Raw genomic sequence first — 15816 nt, forward strand, 5'->3', positions numbered from 1 at the left:
CGCTAGCGTTCCTTCGCCTTGTTGAGATACTTGACGTAGACGTTGGTGATGCAGAGCACCATGATCAGCACGATGTAGGCGAGGGCGCAGCTCTTGCCGGTCTGCCACTCCTGGAACGCCATCTTGTAGAGCCGGATCGACACCACCTCGGTGGTCGGCTGACCCGACATCACGTAGGCCAGGTCGAAGGTCTTGAAGGCCTCCATGGTGCGGAAGATGATGGCGATCAGCAGGATCGGTGCGACCAGCGGCAGGGTGATGCGGAAGAAGGTGTAGAGCCGGCTGGCGCGATCGATCGATGCCGCCTCGTAGAGGTGCTTGGGCACGGCCGACAACCCGGCCAGCGACAGCAGCATGACGAAGGGCGACCACATCCAGATATCGGTGAGGGCGACCGCATAGAGGGCAATGTTGGGGTCGCCGAGCCACTCGAGCTTACCCAGGCCCAGCGAGTAGTTGATAATGCCAAAGTTGGGGTCGTAGAGCAGCTTCCAGAACAGGCCGACCACCGCCATCGAGAGCATCATCGGCAGCAGCAGCAACGTGGTGATGAGGCCCTTGAGCGGAAAGCTCCGGTTGAGCAGCAGCGCCAGGCCGAACCCGACGATCACCTGGCCCGAGACCGAAACGATCACGTACTGCGCGGTGATAGTGAAATTGGACCAGATGTTGGGATCGCTGAGCAGATCCATGTAGTTCTTGAGGCCGACGAAATTGACCGGGTCCTTGGTCGACGCACGGAAATCGGTGAACGAGTAGCCGAGCGAATAGAGCAGCGGAAAAATGTTGAAGACGATCAGGAACAGGATCGTCGGGATCACGAACAGGTTGCGTATCGTGATGTCGCTCCAGCCGCGGTAGGCGGCCCGCGAATGCGGATCGAGCGTGGTGATCATGTTGTTCAAGGTAGGCCCTTCCCCTGACGGTGTGCTCTGCCACCGGCTCGTTGCCGCCATCTCCGCCGGATCATTCCCGCGAGAGCGGGAAACTCTGTTCTGGTGGGCGCTGATCGTCCCGAAACGGAGGTTCCCGCTTTCGCGGGAATGACCCGGTGGTGAAGGCTCCATCCCGTTCTGGTTGCGGATCCCGGGGAGCCGAAGCTCCCCGGGCAAATCGCGATTTACGAACCGCGGCCGTACTTGGCGAAGGTCGCCTTCCAGTCGGCAGCCAGGGCGTCGAGAGTCTCCTGCGAGGTCCCTTCGCCACCGACGATCGCCGGATAGACGCGCTGGTTCATCTGGGTCAGCAGTTCGGCATATTCCGGCACCGCCCAGAAGTCCTTCACCTTGAACATGGTCTGGTAGAAGGCTTCGTTGTACGGGGTGGCATTACGGAAGGCTTCGCTCTCGAGCACCTTGGCCGAGCAGGTATAGCCGCCGAGGTCCGCCCATTTCTGCTGCGTATCGTCCTGGATGAACCACTTCAGGAACTTGAAGGCTTCGTCCTTGTTCTGGCTGTAGCTGACGATCGAGATGCCCTGCCCGCCGAGGGCAGCGTACTGATCGCCATCCGGACCCGGCGGGTTGGCAAAGAAGCCGGTGTTCGCCGCGTTCGGGTTGGACGCTTCGTTGATCAGCGCCGGGAAGAAGGCGAAGTAGTTCATGGACATCGCCGCGAGATTCTCGGTGATGGCCTGGTTGTTCTCGACGAAGAAGGTCTTGGCCCAGCCCGGAGGCGTGAAGCTGTAGAGCTTCTTGTAGGCATCGAGGGCGGCAACGGCCTTGGGGCCATTGATGTAGCCATCGACCTTGTAGGTCGCCATGTCGCCAAGCTCGCCACCATAGGAGAACAGCGCGTTCTCGAAGCCCATGGCCATGGCGTCGTAGGAGTTGTCGGTATAGATCGCCACGCCGTAGCGGTTCTGGTCCGGACGATGGAAGAACTCGGCGATGTCGGTGAGCTGCTTCCAGTCCTTGGGGACGCCCAGGTCGTAGCCGTACTTGGCCTTGAAGTTGGCCATTTCGGTCGGATCCTCGAACCAGTCCTTGCGATAGGCCCAGCCCACGGCGTCGCCTTCGGCCGGGATCGACCAGTACTTGCCGGAATTGCCGGGGTACTCGGCGTAGAACTTCATGGTGGCCGGAGCCATCTTGTCGAGGACGCCGTTCTCCTTCACGAAGTCGGTCAGGTCGACGTAATGGCCAGCTTCGGACGCAGCACCGAGCCACTGGCTATCACCAACGATCATGTCGTAGGCGGAACCCTGGGCGTTGAATTCGGTGAACGCCTTGGTCTGGAAATCACCCCACGGCGTGGTCTCTACCGTGACCTTCACGCCGGTCTCGGCTTCGTACTGGTTGGCCAGTTCCTGCAGGTAGTTGGCCGGATCCCATTCGGCCCAGAAGATCGTCAGTTCCTGCGCCAGCACGGATGTGCTCGACGCAAGCATCAGGCCCAAACCGGCCAGCATGCCCTTGGTAGCAGTGCGCATTATGGTCCTCCCTCTAGCGCTTCCGACGGCCGGCAGATGCGGCACCAGCCGAAGCCCCTCCTCCTTGCCGGGGGCCTTCACAGCAGCGAACCGGCCAAAAGCTCTCCCAAGCTTCGACGGCCGGCCGTTCTCTGGCGACGTGCGGGATAGCCCCTCCCTCATCACCGGGACTGCGGCGGCGACCTCTCCCAAGGCCCGCGCGGTCACCAGCTATGGCGCTCCTCCAAGCGCCCGTCGCACAAACTGATGCGCTTCCTCAAACGCACTCAGTTCCAAGTACTTTCGCGTATCGCGGATCGAACCGGAAAAGTCTCCCAACTCTTCCTCCCCCGCCTCCGATCTCCCTCCTTGATCGACGTGCGTCAGAACTACAAATTCAACGTTTTTCCGGCCTCGTCAAGCTAACATGCTAGCATTTATGCAAGTCGAGTTCCGGTTTAGGAAAATAGTTTCCTTTGCCGGATCAGGCAGCGGACTCTGCGACCGCGGCGCGGACTAGCGCCGAGGCGGCCCAGGTCGCGATCTCGGTAGTCTCCTCGAACTCAAGGCCCCACAAGTCTTTGAGAACAATGAGAACTTCGAGACCGTAGACCAATGACAACGCCTTTGCGAGTCGCTGGAACTTGGCCTCGGGCAATTTATTCTTGAGTGGCGCTATCGCCATTTGCAAGAGCTCGACGCGATGGCCGCGCTTGAAGGGCGGCTCTGCCCCGAGGGTGCCGGCGCGACGCTGCGCCCACTGCTCGAGCGACAGCTTGAGCGCCGCCTTGAAGGTCGCCTCGAACTCGGCCACGCGCGGCATGGTGAGCGCCAGGAGGTCGAGCACGCGGGTCTCGGGATCGTCGCTGGCGCTCTGCCAGTTGAGGATCGGCCCCAGCCCCTCATCGACGACGGCGTGGACCAGGGCCGCCTGGCTCGGAAAGTACCGATATGCGGTGGCGCGCGACACCTGGGCGGCTTCGGCGACATCGCTGACCGAGGGTGTCTGGCCCTGCTGCATCAGCGCGATGGCGGTTTCGAGCATGAGTTTACGGGTGCGCGCCCTGGCGCCCTTCGGCTCGGAGACCTGCTGCTCATCGGGTTGTGAGACGTCCATATCGAAATGATACGCACATCTCAAAATGCTTTGCAATGGCGCCGGGCCTCTGCCATGACAGGGCGGCGAGAGCACCGGCGGGCGTCACCCGAACGGTGTCGGGAGGGGTGCGATGAAGCGCATCTACGTCGTCGGCACAGCCGATACCAAAGGCGAGGAACTGGCTTTCCTGGCCGAGAAAATCCGGGCGCTCGGCGCCGATCCGCTGGTGGTCGATGTGGGGATCCGCGCGCCGACCATTCCGCCGGAAGTCGGAGCGGCGGAAGTGGCGAAGTTCGGACCACCCGGACTGCTCGAGGGCACCGACCGCGGCGTCGCCGTGGCCGGCATGGCGGAGGCCTTTGCACAGTTTGTCATAACACGTGATGATATCGCCGGAATGGTCGGGATCGGCGGCGGTGGCGGCACCTCGATCGTCACATCAGGGATGCGGAAACTGCCGATCGGCCTGCCCAAGGTGATGGTCTCCACCCTCGCCTCGGGCGATGTCGGGCCCTATGTCGGGGTCAGCGATATCGTGATGATGCCGTCGGTGACTGACCTTGCCGGGCTCAACCGGATATCGCGTGTTATCCTCTCCAATGCAGCGCTTGCCGTAGTGGCGATGAGCGCCAACCCGACCATGGTGGAACCGGCGACCAAGCTGGCGGTCGGGCTCACCATGTTCGGGGTGACGACGCCGGCGGTGACGCAGATCGTCGAACTGTTGACCGGGGCGGTCGAGCCCTTGGTCTTCCATGCCACCGGCACCGGCGGCAAGACCATGGAGATGCTGGTCGATTCCGGGCTGGTCGGCGCGTTGATCGACGTCACGACAACCGAGGTCTGCGACTACCTGCTCGGCGGCGTGCTGCCGGCGGGGCCGGAGCGGCTCGACTGCCTGTCGCGGCGGCCGGTGCCCTATGTCGGCTCGGTCGGAGCCTGCGACATGGTCAACTTCTGGGCCCCGGAGACAGTGCCGCCGCATTATGCCGACCGGCTGTTCTACGCGCACAATGCCAATGTGACGCTGATGCGCACGAGTGCCGACGAGTGCCGGGCGATCGGGGAATGGATCGGCGGCAAGCTCAATGCCGCGGTCGGGCCGGTGCGCTTCCTGCTGCCGCTGCGGGGCGTTTCGGCGCTCGATATCGAAGGTGGCGCGTTCCGCGACGCGGAGGCGGATGCCGAGTTGTTCGAAGCGATCGAGCGGACGGTGCAATGGAGCAGCGACCGGCAACTGATCCGGCTCGACTGTCACATCAACGACCCCAGTTTTGCCGAGGCCGCTGTGCGCGCCTTTCACGAAATCACCTCATAATAACCTCTTGGGAGACAGCATGGCTGCCATCGCGCGCGCCGAAATCCTGAACAAATTCCACGACATGGTGGCCCGCGGGCAGCCGATCGTGGGGGGCGGGGCCGGCACCGGCATTTCGGCCAAGGCCGAAGAAGCCGGGGGCATCGACCTGATCATCATCTACAATTCGGGGCGCTACCGCATGGCCGGACGCGGCTCGGCGGCGGGACTGCTCGCCTATGGCAACGCCAACGAGATCGTCAAGGAGATGGCGCGCGAGGTGCTGCCGGTGGTGAAGCGCACCCCGGTGCTGGCCGGAGTGAACGGCACCGATCCGTTCGTGCTGATGCCGCAGTTCCTTGCCGAGCTCAAAGCCATGGGGTTCTCGGGGGTGCAGAACTTTCCGACCATCGGGCTGTTCGACGGCGTGATGCGGGTCAGCTTCGAGGAGACCGGCATGGGTTATGGGCTCGAGGTCGAGATGATCGCCGAGGCGCACAAGCTGGACCTGTTGACGACGCCCTATGTGTTCAACCCCGACGAAGCGGTGGCGATGGCCAAGGCGGGGGCGGACATCATCGTGGCGCATATGGGGGTGACGACCGGCGGCGCGATCGGCGCGACAGCGGCGAAATCGCTGGAGCAGTGTGCGACCGAGATCGAGGCGATCGCCGCGGCGGCGCGCCGGGTGCGGGATGACGTGATCGTCCTCTGCCATGGCGGGCCGATCTCGATGCCCGACGACGCGAAATTCATCCTTGACCGGGTGAAGGGCTGCCACGGCTTCTACGGGGCGAGCTCGATGGAGCGGCTGCCGGTGGAAGTGGCGATCAAGGCGCAGGTGGAGGGGTTCAAGGGGCTGCGGGCCGGGGCGTAAGGCTGCAACGCCCGGTGGCTGTGCCCCCCACCACGTCCCCTCCCCGCAAGGGGGAGCGATCAAGGGTGGGGTCAGGTTGCACGGCGTAGCGAATTTCAGGAGGAGCAAACAATGGCCGAGAACAATTTCGTCTATCCGCGCGATGTGAGCGCGTTCGGGTTCGACTGGGGAAAGCTGGCGCTGACGGTGGCGCCGGAGGTGAATGGGGCGAAGCGGTTTTCCGGTGGGGTGGTGGATCTGCCGCCGGGCCAGGGGCACAGCCGGCACAACCATCCGGGGGCCGAAGAGATCATTTTCGTGATCTCGGGCGAGGGTGAGCAGATGGTGGAGACACCCGAAGGCGTGCCGGTGGTGCAGAAGGTCGGACCGGGCTGCACGGTGTTCGTGCCGGAGGACCGATTCCACTCGACGCTCAATACCGGGAGCGGACCGATGCAGCTGTTCGTGGTCTATTCGCCAGCCGGACCCGAGCTCGGACTGCGGGATCTGCCGGATTTTCGGCTAATCCCGAAAGCAGAGTGAGCTTACGTTTCCACTTCCAAGTAACAACTCCACGCTTTACCCTGAGACAGGGCGCGGTGACTCCGCCTAGGAAGCGGAAATGGAACATGTTTTGTCGCGCCGCCTGGCGGCGGTGTTGTGTGCGGACGTAGCGGGATACAGCGCCCTGGTGGGCGCTGACGAATCCGGCACCGTCGCTGCGCTTAAGGGACACCAGACGGCCGTGCTCCAGCTGCTGCAGCGGCATGGCGGGCGGGTGGTCGACCTTGCTGGTGACGGCATCGTGGCGGAGTTCTCCAGCACAGTCTCAGCCGTTGAAGCCGCAGTCGCCATGCAGGCGCTGATGGCCGAGCGCAATGCTGATGTGCCGGCCAACAAGCGGCTGATCTTCCGCGTCGGCGTCAACCAGGGCGATGTGGTGCACGATGATTCCCACATCTATGGCGACGGCATCAACGTCGCGGCGCGGTTGCAGCAGATCGCCGAGCCCGGCGGCGTCTACGTTTCGAGCAAGGTGTTCGAGGAGGTCCGCGACCGGATGAAGACCGGGTTCCGCGACCTGGGCGAGCGCGAGCTGAAGAACATCGCGCGGCCGGTGCGGGTGTTCGAGGTGGTGACCGGGGTCGGCCGAAGTACCCGGTCGCCGGAGTTCGGTCCGGTGACGCCGCGGCGGCCGACGGTCGCCGTGCTGCCGTTCGACAATATGGGTGGGGACAGCGAACAGGAATATTTCGCCGACGGAGTGGTAGAGGACATCATCACCGCCTTGAGCCGCTTCCGCGATTTCGCGGTGGTCGCCCGCAATTCGAGCTTCGTCTACAAGGGCCGCGCCGTCGACGTGCGGCAGGTGGGGCGCGAATTGGGGGTGCGTTACGTGCTCGAGGGCAGCGTGCGGCGGGCTCGCGACCGGCTGCGCATCACCGCACAGTTGGTGGACGCGATGACCGGCGCGCACCTGTGGGCCGACAAGTTCGACGGCAAGCTCGACGACGTGTTCGAGTTCCAGGACCAGATCACGCTCAAGGTCGCCTCGGTGGCCGAACCGACGATCCGCTGGGCCGAGATCGAGCGCTCGCGGCGCGAGCGGCCGGACAGCGTCGAGGCCTATGACCTCTATCTGCGCGCCCTGCCGATGCACCTGTCGCAGACGCGCGACGCCAATGCCGAGGCGATCGCCCTGCTGCTTCGCGCGATCGAGCTCGAGCCGAACAACCCGACCTTCCTCGTCTATGCGGGCAACGCCATGCTGCACCGCTCGACCATGGGCTGGCCGGCGATCGGCACCGACGACACGGCGCATGGCATCGAGCTGGTGGAGCGGGCGCTGGCCAATGCGCGCGACGATGCGGTGGCGCTGTCGCTCAGCTCGATGATGCTGATCCATAACCTGCGCGATTACGACCGCGGGCTGATGCTGACGCAGCGGGCGGTGGAGGCCAACCCGAACAACCTCACAGTGATGATCTTTGCCGGGATCACGCACCTGCATATCGGCAATGTCGATGACGCGATCGCCTTCAGCGAGCACGCGATCCGGCTCAGCCCCAGCCTTGATGGCGCGCACTGGCCGCTGACGGCCATCTCGCATGCGCAGATGATTAAGGGGAACTACGAAGAGGCGCTGGTCTGGGCCAAGCGTTCGGTCTCGGCCAACCCGAGCTTCGTGTGCACCTACTGGATGCTGGTCGCCGCCAACGCGCATCTGGGACGGATGGACGAAGCCAAGCGCCACCTGGTGACGCTGAAGCGGCTGTCGCCAGGCGTAACGATCGCGCAGGTCTGGGCAGCGCAGCCGCAGAAGGATGCCTCGCGGACGCAGGCGATCCTCGATGGGCTGCGGCTCGCGGGCGTCGCCGAGCAGTAATCGCATTGCACCGGGGACGGCCCGGCAAACGGTCACAATAGGTTCATATGGAACGGGCACCCCTCCCGGCGAGCTATCCATGGGTGCACCGATGAACGACCACGACGCCAAGACCCCGGCCGAACTCGAGCGGATCAAGCAGGCGATCGCCGACGATTTCGACGAAGAGCTGGAGATGCAGATGGAGGACGACCGGCTCGACGAGCTGGTCGCCGAAGGCATGGCCGGCCCGGCCGACGATACCATCGACCGCAAGGTGTATTTCCGCGAGTTGTTCCGCCTGCAGCACGAGCTGGTGAAGCTGCAGGACTGGGTGGCCTACAAGAAGCTCAAGATGGTGGTGCTGTTCGAAGGCCGCGACTCCGCCGGCAAGGGCGGCGCCATCAAGCGGGTGACGCAGCGGCTCAACCCGCGGGTGGCGCGGGTGGTGGCGCTGCCGGCGCCGACCGAGCGCGAACGGCACCAGTGGTATTTCCAGCGCTACGTGCCGCACCTGCCGACATCAGGCGAAATGGTGCTGTTCGACCGCTCCTGGTACAACCGCGCCGGGGTCGAGCGGGTGATGGGCTTCTGCACGCCGGACGAGCTCGAAGAGTTCTTCCGCACCGTGCCGGAGTTCGAGCGCATGCTGGTCCGCTCGGGCATCATCCTCGTGAAATACTGGTTCTCGATCACCGACGAGGAGCAGGAATTCCGCTTCAAGATGCGGCTGCACGATCCGCTGAAGCAGTGGAAGCTCAGCCCGATGGACCTCGAAAGCCGGGTGCACTGGGAAGAGTACACCAAGGCCAAGGAAGAGATGTTCGACCGCACCCACACCGAGGAAGCACCCTGGTGGGTGGTACAGGCGGTGGACAAGAAGCGGGCGCGGCTCAACTGCATCGCGCACCTCTTGAGCCAGGTGAACTACGAGGACGTGCCCAAGCAGGACGTGCAGTTGCCGGACCGGGTGCGGCATGCCGACTATGTGCGCCACGCGGTGAAACCGGAGCTCTATGTGCCGGAGGTTTATTGAGGCAGATCGGCCGGTGGCTGTGGCCCTCACCCCTGTCCCTCCCCGCAAGGGGGAAGGCGACCAGAACTGGCCATTGTGGAAGCGTCTCCCTCAACGCGCACCAGCGCCTAAGTGCATTCCCGCCATGCGGCCATTGCCATGTGCGCTTCATCTGCTGCGTGCAACAGTCAGTGCCTGGGGGACAGTGGCATGGACACATTCGATCTGATCGTCATCGGCTCGGGGCCGGCGGGGCGGCGGGCGGCTATTCAGGCCGCCAAGCTCGGCAAGGCCGTGCTGGTGGTGGAGAACCGGCTGCGGGTCGGCGGGGTGTCGGTGCATACCGGCACCATCCCCTCCAAGACGCTGCGCGAAACGGTGCTCAACCTCTCGGGCTGGCGCGAGCGCGGCTTCTACGGGCTCGCCTACCGGGTGAAGAAGGAAATCGAGGGCAAGGATCTCGGGGCGCGGCTGCGGATGACGCTCGACCACGAGATTGACGTGCTGGAGCACCAGTTCGCCCGCAACGGGGTAAAGACGGTGGCCGGGCGGGCCCGCTTTGTCAGCCCGCACCGGATCGCCATCAAGAACGGCAGCGAAAGCGAGTACGAAGCCGAGCGCTTCGTTATCGCCGTGGGCACGGCGCCGTACCGGCCCAGCCATATCCCGTTCAACCAGACCAATGTGTTCGACAGCGACGACGTGGCGTCCGACCCCCGGGTGCCCAAGAGCCTCACCGTGGTGGGCGCCGGGGTGATCGGCATCGAGTATGCGACGATCTTTTCGGCGCTCGACGTGCCGGTGACCCTGGTAGAGCCGCGCGAGAACTTCCTCGAGTTCATCGACCGCGAGATCATCGATGAGTTCGTGCACGAGCTGAGGAAGCGCGGCATGCAGCTGCGGCTCGGTGTGAAGGTGGAAAAGGTCGAGGTCGACGATGCCGGCTTCGCCGTGAGTTCGCTGAGCGACGGGCGGCAGATCCGCACCGAGGCGCTGCTCTATTGCGCCGGCCGGGTGGGCGCGACAGCGGCGCTCGAGCTCGCAGCCTGCGGGCTGACGGCGGATGATCGCGGCCGGCTGACGGTGGACCCGCGGACTTTCCAGACCGCGGTGCCGCACATCTATGCGGCGGGCGATGTGATCGGCTTTCCCTCGCTCGCCTCGACCTCGATGGAACAGGGGCGGATCGCCGCCTGCCACGCGTTCGGCGCGCCGATGCCTCCTGCCCCGGAATACTTCCCCTATGGCATCTATGCAGTGCCGGAAATCTCGACGGTCGGGCTGACCGAGCAGCAGCTCAAGGCCAAGGGCATCCCCTATGAGTGCGGCGTGGCGCGGTTTCGCGAGACCTCGCGCGGCCACATCATGGGGCTGCAATCGGGGATGATGAAGCTGTTGTTCTCGCTCGACGATCGCAAGCTCATGGGCTGCCACATCATCGGCGAAGGGGCGACCGAGCTGGTGCATATCGGTCAGGCGGTGCTGAACCTCGGCGGTACGGTCGACTATTTCGTCGAGAACACCTTCAACTACCCGACCCTCGCCGAAGCCTACAAGATCGCGGCGCTCGATGCGTTCAACCGGATGCCGGGCCGGGCGGCGACACTCTGATAGCGGTGTGCTTGGCGCGCTCGATTCCCAAAATGTCGAATCCTCCAAAGCCAGCTCGACCATCCCTGTGAGAACCACAGGAGATGGACATGGACTGGACGCGGATGGGGATGCAGTGGCCCGATGACGAGGCGATGGAGCGGTTGGCGGCAAAGCGGGCCTGGCTGCTTGGGGTCGGCACCAGGATCGAGCGCGGCGATGACGAGTTACGGCATCTCGCCGCCTTGAAGCGGGCCGACGTGAGGCGTATGCCTCTCGCTCCTGTTTTTGCGAAGGTTTTCCAATGGCTCAGGGTAATAGCCCAATCGATCCGGTCAAACTCGACAAGCTCGCGGAAGTCGCGATCAAGGTGGGGCTCCAGCTCCAGCCCGGGCAGGACCTGGTCCTGACGGCGCCGATGGCGGCGCTGCCGCTGGTGCGCAAGATTACCGAGCACGCCTACAAGGCCGGCGCCGGCATCGTGCAGCCGATCTTTTCGGACGAAGAGATCACGCTCAACCGTTACCGCTACGCAGCGGATGCCAGCTTCGACAAGGCGCCGGGGTGGCTGTTCGAGGGCATGGCCAAGGCGTTCGACGGCAATGCGGCGCGGCTCGCCATTTCAGGCGACAACCCGATGATGCTGGCGAGCGAGGACCCGGCCAAGGTGGCACGCGCCAACCGCGCGACCTCGATTGCCTACAAGCCGGCGCTGGAGAAGATCACCGGCTTCGACATCAACTGGAACATTGTGTCGTACCCCAATGCCAGCTGGGCCAAACTGGTGTTCCCCAACGATCCGGAAGAGGTGGCGGTGAAGAAACTCGCCGACGCGATCTTTGCGGCGAGCCGGGTCGACGTCGAGGATCCGATCGGCGCCTGGAAGGCGCACAATGCCAGGCTCAAGGAGCGCTGGACCTGGCTCAATGGCCAGCAGTTCGCTTCGCTGCACTATACCGGACCGGGCACCGACCTCACCATCGGACTCGCCGATGAGCACCGCTGGAAGGGCGGCGCCTCGGAGGCCAAGAACGGCATCACCTGCAACCCCAACATCCCCACCGAAGAAGTGTTCACCACCCCGCACAGCCAGCGCGTCGAAGGCTATGTCCGCTCGACCAAGCCGCTGAGCCACAACGGCACGCTGATCGCCGATATCGAGGTAAAGTTCGAGGGCGGGCGGATCGTCGAAGCCAAGGCTTCAAAGGGTGAGGCAGTGCTGCAGAAGGTGCTCGACACCGACGAAGGCTCGCGCAGGCTGGGCGAGGTGGCGCTGGTGCCGCATTCGTCGCCGATTTCGAAGAGCGGCGTGCTGTTCTACAATACCCTGTTCGATGAAAATGCCGCGAGCCACATCGCGCTCGGCCAATGCTATGCCGATTGCTTCATCAACGGCACCAAGATGAGCCCGGATGAGATCGCCAGCCGCGGCGGCAACAAGAGCCTGATCCACATCGACTGGATGATCGGCTCGGACAAGATCGACATCGACGGCCTCAAGGCCGACGGCTCGAAAGTGCCGGTGATGCGCAAGGGCGAGTGGGCCTGATCGAGAGGATACGCTGGACCCGCGTTCAGCGAACCTTAACCAAGGGCACAGTTGTCATCACGGCGGCGAAGATTCGCCGCCGTTCCGTGTGTTGCGATTAATGTTTTGGCGCGTTTCGGCTGCGTAGCATCCAGCTGAGGCTGAGGATCGCATGCGCAACACAGGCACCGTGTCGAGGGGCACACCGCCGGCCGAGGCTGCGGCAGAGACGCTGCGCCAGATCGGCAACGCCACCGGCATTTCGGTGTGGACCTGGCACGCGTTGACCGACCAGGTCTACCATTCGGCCACCACCATTCGCGGCGAAGTACTCGACCAGGGTGTGCCGCTTGCAACGACGCTTGCCAACCTGCATGCCTCGGATCGCGCGCGGGTGCGGCGGCGGATGCAGGCGGCGGTGCGCAGCGGCAAATCTGGTGTCTTCCGGTTCCGCAGCCTGCCGGCCGGCGGGGCGGCCCGCGAATACAGCGCCGCACACTTTCCGCTCGGGCCTAACGAAGTGCAGGTGATCGTGCAGGACGTGACGCGCACGACGCTGGCAGAGCGGGCGCTGCGCGAGAGCGAGGACCATTACCGCACGGCCGTCGACCTCAACCCGGAGGTAATGTGGCTCGCCGACCCCGAGGGCAACATCATCGAGTTCGGGCCGCGCTGGCTCGAGATGGTCGACCTCAACACTCAGGAGACGCTGGGCCAGGGCTGGGCGAGCGTGGTGCACCCCGACGACCTCCAGCCGACCATTGCCGACTGGACCCGCTCGCTTGAAAGCGGCGAGCCGCTCGACATCACCTATCGCATCCGGCTCAAGAGCGGCGACTATCGCTGGATGCGGGCGCGGGCGGCGGCGCGGCGCGACAAGCTTGGGCAGATCGTGCGTTGGTACGGCACACTCGAGGATATCCATGATCGGCGGGTGGCAGAGGCGGCGCTGCGCGAAAGCGAGGAGTTCGCCCGCTCGATCCTCGAGGCGAGCACCATGGCGATCGAGGTGCTGGATGGCGCGGGTCGACTGATCTTCATGAACGGACCGGGCGTCCGCATCATGGAGGTCGATGACTTCGAGGCGATCCGGGGATTGCCGTTCGAGCAGTTCTGGCCGGCGGACCAACGCGCGACCGTCCGCGCCGCGATCGCGGCGGCGCAGCACGGCAAGACGGTGCGCCATACGCTGTTCGGCCCGACGGCCAAGGGCAAGGCGCGCTGGTGGGACATCAGCGTATCGCCGATCCTCGGTGCCGACGGCCAGGTGGCCCGGCTGCTGGCGCTGTCGCGCGATGTGACCGAAGCCAAGCAGAACGAGGCCGAGGTCGTGGCCGGGGCGAAGCGGCTCGAATACCTGGCGCGGCACGATACGCTGACGGGCCTGCCCAACCGGATGCAGTTCCAGGAGGGGATGGACGCGGCGCTGCTGGGGCTGCATACCGGCAAGACGCTGGCGGTGCTGTCCATCGATCTCGACGACTTCAAGCTGGTGAACGACACGCTAGGGCACCTCGCCGGCGACGTGCTGCTGCGCGAGGTGGCCGGGCGGCTCAACCGGTGCGCCAGCAAGCGCGACCTGGTGGCCCGCCTCGGTGGCGACGAGTTCGCGCTGCTGATGCCGGTGGAGCGCCCGGAGGATGCCGCGACCACCGCACAGGCCATCCTCGCGGCGCTGGCCATCCCGTTCGAGATCGACGGCGAAACGGTGAGCATCGGCGCCAGCATCGGCATTGCCATCGCGCCCCGCGACGGGCTGACCACCGAGAGCCTGCTGCAATTTGCCGACGTGGCGCTCTACCGGGTGAAGAGCGAAAAGGGTCGCGACTTCCGCTTCTTCGAGCCGGCGATGGACCAGGCGCTGCGCGAGCGGCGCGAGATGAAGCGAGACCTGTCGCTGGCGCTGGGTCGGGGCGAGCTGTCGGTGGTGTACCAGCCGCAGATCGATATCGGGAGCAACCGGCTGGTCGGCTTCGAGGCCCTGCTGCGCTGGGAGTGTGCGGCGCATGGCGTAGTCTCGCCGATGGTGTTCATCCCGCTGGCCGAGGAGAGTGGGCTGATCGATGCGATTGGCGCGTTCGTGTTACGCGAGGCCTGCGCAGAGGCGACACATTGGCCCGAGGCGCTGTCGCTGGCGGTGAACCTGTCACCGGCGCAGTTCCGCAACCGCGCCGTGGTGCGCACCGTCACCGATGCACTGGCAGAGACCGGCTTCAAGCCAGCGCGGCTGGAACTCGAGATCACCGAGTCGGTGCTGTTCGATGAGAGCGCCGAGGCGCTGGCCTCGCTCGAGGAACTGCACCGGATGGGCATAAGGGTGGCGCTCGACGATTTCGGCACCGGCTACTCGTCGCTGAGCTATCTCAGGCGTTTCGCCTTCGACAAGATCAAGATCGACCGCTCGTTCGTCGTCGATCTGCCGGGGGCCGAGGACTCCTCAGCGATTGTCCGCGCCATCCTCGGACTCGGCCGCTCGCTGAAGACGCGGGTCACCGCCGAGGGCGTCGAGAGCTGGGAGCAGTTGCTGATGCTGAGGGCGGAGGGCTGCAACGAGGCGCAGGGCTACCTGTTCAGCCCGCCGCTGCAGCAGGCGGAAGCACGGGCGCTGGCAAAGTCCGGCCTCCAGGCACCTCACGCAGCGAGCGAACTCCGACAGCGGCTCGGCTGATACATACCAATACTTAACCGGGCTGCGGCTAGCGTTCCCGGCACCTCCCTCCTGCCCCCGTCACGGACCCCGATGTTCGACAAGCAGTTGATCGCCACGCCGTCGGATTCGCTTGCCGAGATCGAGCCGGCGGCGCCGATCACCGACGCCGACCGGGTGCTGCAGCTCTACGAGCTGCACGAAGGCTACGGGCTGTGGAAGGTGATCTTTCCCGGCACCGTGGTGCTGTCAGACCGGGTGGCGCTGATCTACGGGCTGGCGGTCGATGGTCCGGTACCGCTGCAGGACATGGTGAAGCTCTATGTCGCCGAAGATCGTGGCAAGCTGCTGACGCTGATCGCGCAGGCTTTGCAGGATCGGCGGGGCTTCCGCTGCCGGCTCCGGATCGAGCGGCGCGACGGCGAGATCCGGATGATCGAGACCATCGCGGACCTCCGCACCCGGGATGGGCGGGTGATCGAGCTGTTCGGCGCCAGCCGCGACGTGACCGCCGAGATGGAGCGCGAGCTGCAGGTGCAGGGCCGGCTGAAGCTGGTGCAGGATCTCGTCGGCGACATGCCGGCGCCGATCGCCGTGCTGGACGAAAGACTCCGGGTGGTCGACTGCTCGCTCTACTGGCTGAAGGCGCACCGCTATGTGGAGCGGCGGGAAGTGATCGGCAAGACGCTGGCGCAGCTCTACCCCGAGATGCCAGCCGAGCAGGCAGCCGAGTACGAGGCGGCGCTGAAGGGCCAGACGGTGAAGACCCGCCGCAGCTTCATGAGCCCCAGTACCGGCACCGCAGTGGCCTTCAACACCATCATCCGGCCGTGGTTCGCGACGGATCGCAAGGTGGGTGGCATCACCGTCACCATCGGCTGGGCCGAAATCGCCACCACCAAGAGCGCCGCCCCGGTCGCCGCGCCGGTCGAGGATTTCGACGGCTCGCTGCTCGATATGCTGAAGACGGTGGTTTGACGGCACTGCCGTTTTCCCCGATTGAAGCGGC

12 protein-coding genes are annotated in these 15816 nt (G+C 64.9%); 9 read left to right on the top strand and 3 right to left on the bottom strand.

Annotated features, from left to right (window positions below; translation table 11 throughout):
* Positions 1-2: 2 nt before the first annotated feature.
* From AC1ROK_RS07895 to AC1ROK_RS07905, 3 genes are all read right to left on the bottom strand, one after another.
* Positions 3-896, bottom strand: coding sequence for a carbohydrate ABC transporter permease (locus AC1ROK_RS07895; RefSeq protein ID WP_492846375.1), 894 nt, complete (start codon positions 894-896; stop codon positions 3-5).
* A 224-nt stretch (positions 897-1120) separates the two neighbouring features.
* Complete coding sequence (locus AC1ROK_RS07900) at positions 1121-2431, bottom strand: ABC transporter substrate-binding protein (RefSeq protein ID WP_492845541.1); 1311 nt, start codon at positions 2429-2431, stop codon at positions 1121-1123.
* Between the two features lie 463 nt (positions 2432-2894).
* On the bottom strand, positions 2895-3527 hold the full coding sequence (locus tag AC1ROK_RS07905; RefSeq protein WP_492845543.1) for a TetR/AcrR family transcriptional regulator: 633 nt from the start codon (positions 3525-3527) through the stop codon (positions 2895-2897).
* A gap of 112 nt (positions 3528-3639) precedes the next feature.
* On the opposite strand from AC1ROK_RS07905, the gene AC1ROK_RS07910 reads away from it, so the two are divergent.
* The 9 genes from AC1ROK_RS07910 (at position 3640) to AC1ROK_RS07950 (ending at position 15785) form a co-directional block, all read left to right on the top strand.
* Positions 3640-4827: a Tm-1-like ATP-binding domain-containing protein gene (locus AC1ROK_RS07910; RefSeq protein ID WP_492845545.1), complete on the top strand. Its 1188-nt coding sequence runs from the start codon at positions 3640-3642 to the stop codon at positions 4825-4827.
* Positions 4828-4846: 19 nt separating this feature from the next.
* Positions 4847-5683 (top strand): phosphoenolpyruvate hydrolase family protein, encoded by an 837-nt coding sequence (locus tag AC1ROK_RS07915; RefSeq protein ID WP_492845547.1) that lies wholly within the window; start codon positions 4847-4849, stop codon positions 5681-5683.
* 111 nt (positions 5684-5794) lie between these two features.
* Positions 5795-6205, top strand: coding sequence for a cupin domain-containing protein (locus AC1ROK_RS07920; protein WP_492845549.1), 411 nt, complete (start codon positions 5795-5797; stop codon positions 6203-6205).
* 79 nt (positions 6206-6284) lie between these two features.
* Entirely contained in the window at positions 6285-8048 is a 1764-nt protein-coding gene (locus tag AC1ROK_RS07925; RefSeq protein WP_492845551.1) for an adenylate/guanylate cyclase domain-containing protein, read from the top strand.
* 91 nt (positions 8049-8139) lie between these two features.
* Complete coding sequence (gene ppk2 / locus AC1ROK_RS07930) at positions 8140-9063, top strand: polyphosphate kinase 2 (RefSeq protein WP_492845553.1); 924 nt, start codon at positions 8140-8142, stop codon at positions 9061-9063.
* A 189-nt stretch (positions 9064-9252) separates the two neighbouring features.
* On the top strand, positions 9253-10653 hold the full coding sequence (gene sthA, locus AC1ROK_RS07935) for a Si-specific NAD(P)(+) transhydrogenase (RefSeq protein ID WP_492845555.1): 1401 nt from the start codon (positions 9253-9255) through the stop codon (positions 10651-10653).
* 283 nt (positions 10654-10936) lie between these two features.
* On the top strand, positions 10937-12181 hold the full coding sequence (locus AC1ROK_RS07940; RefSeq protein WP_492845557.1) for an aminopeptidase: 1245 nt from the start codon (positions 10937-10939) through the stop codon (positions 12179-12181).
* A 151-nt stretch (positions 12182-12332) separates the two neighbouring features.
* A complete protein-coding gene (locus tag AC1ROK_RS07945) occupies positions 12333-14828 on the top strand; it encodes a putative bifunctional diguanylate cyclase/phosphodiesterase (RefSeq protein ID WP_492845559.1) in 2496 nt (831 codons plus the stop codon).
* Between the two features lie 72 nt (positions 14829-14900).
* Positions 14901-15785: a PAS domain-containing protein gene (locus tag AC1ROK_RS07950; RefSeq protein WP_492845561.1), complete on the top strand. Its 885-nt coding sequence runs from the start codon at positions 14901-14903 to the stop codon at positions 15783-15785.
* Positions 15786-15816: the final 31 nt, after the last annotated feature.

This window comes from Devosia sp. GW821-FHT12F11 (genome assembly GCF_058806655.1).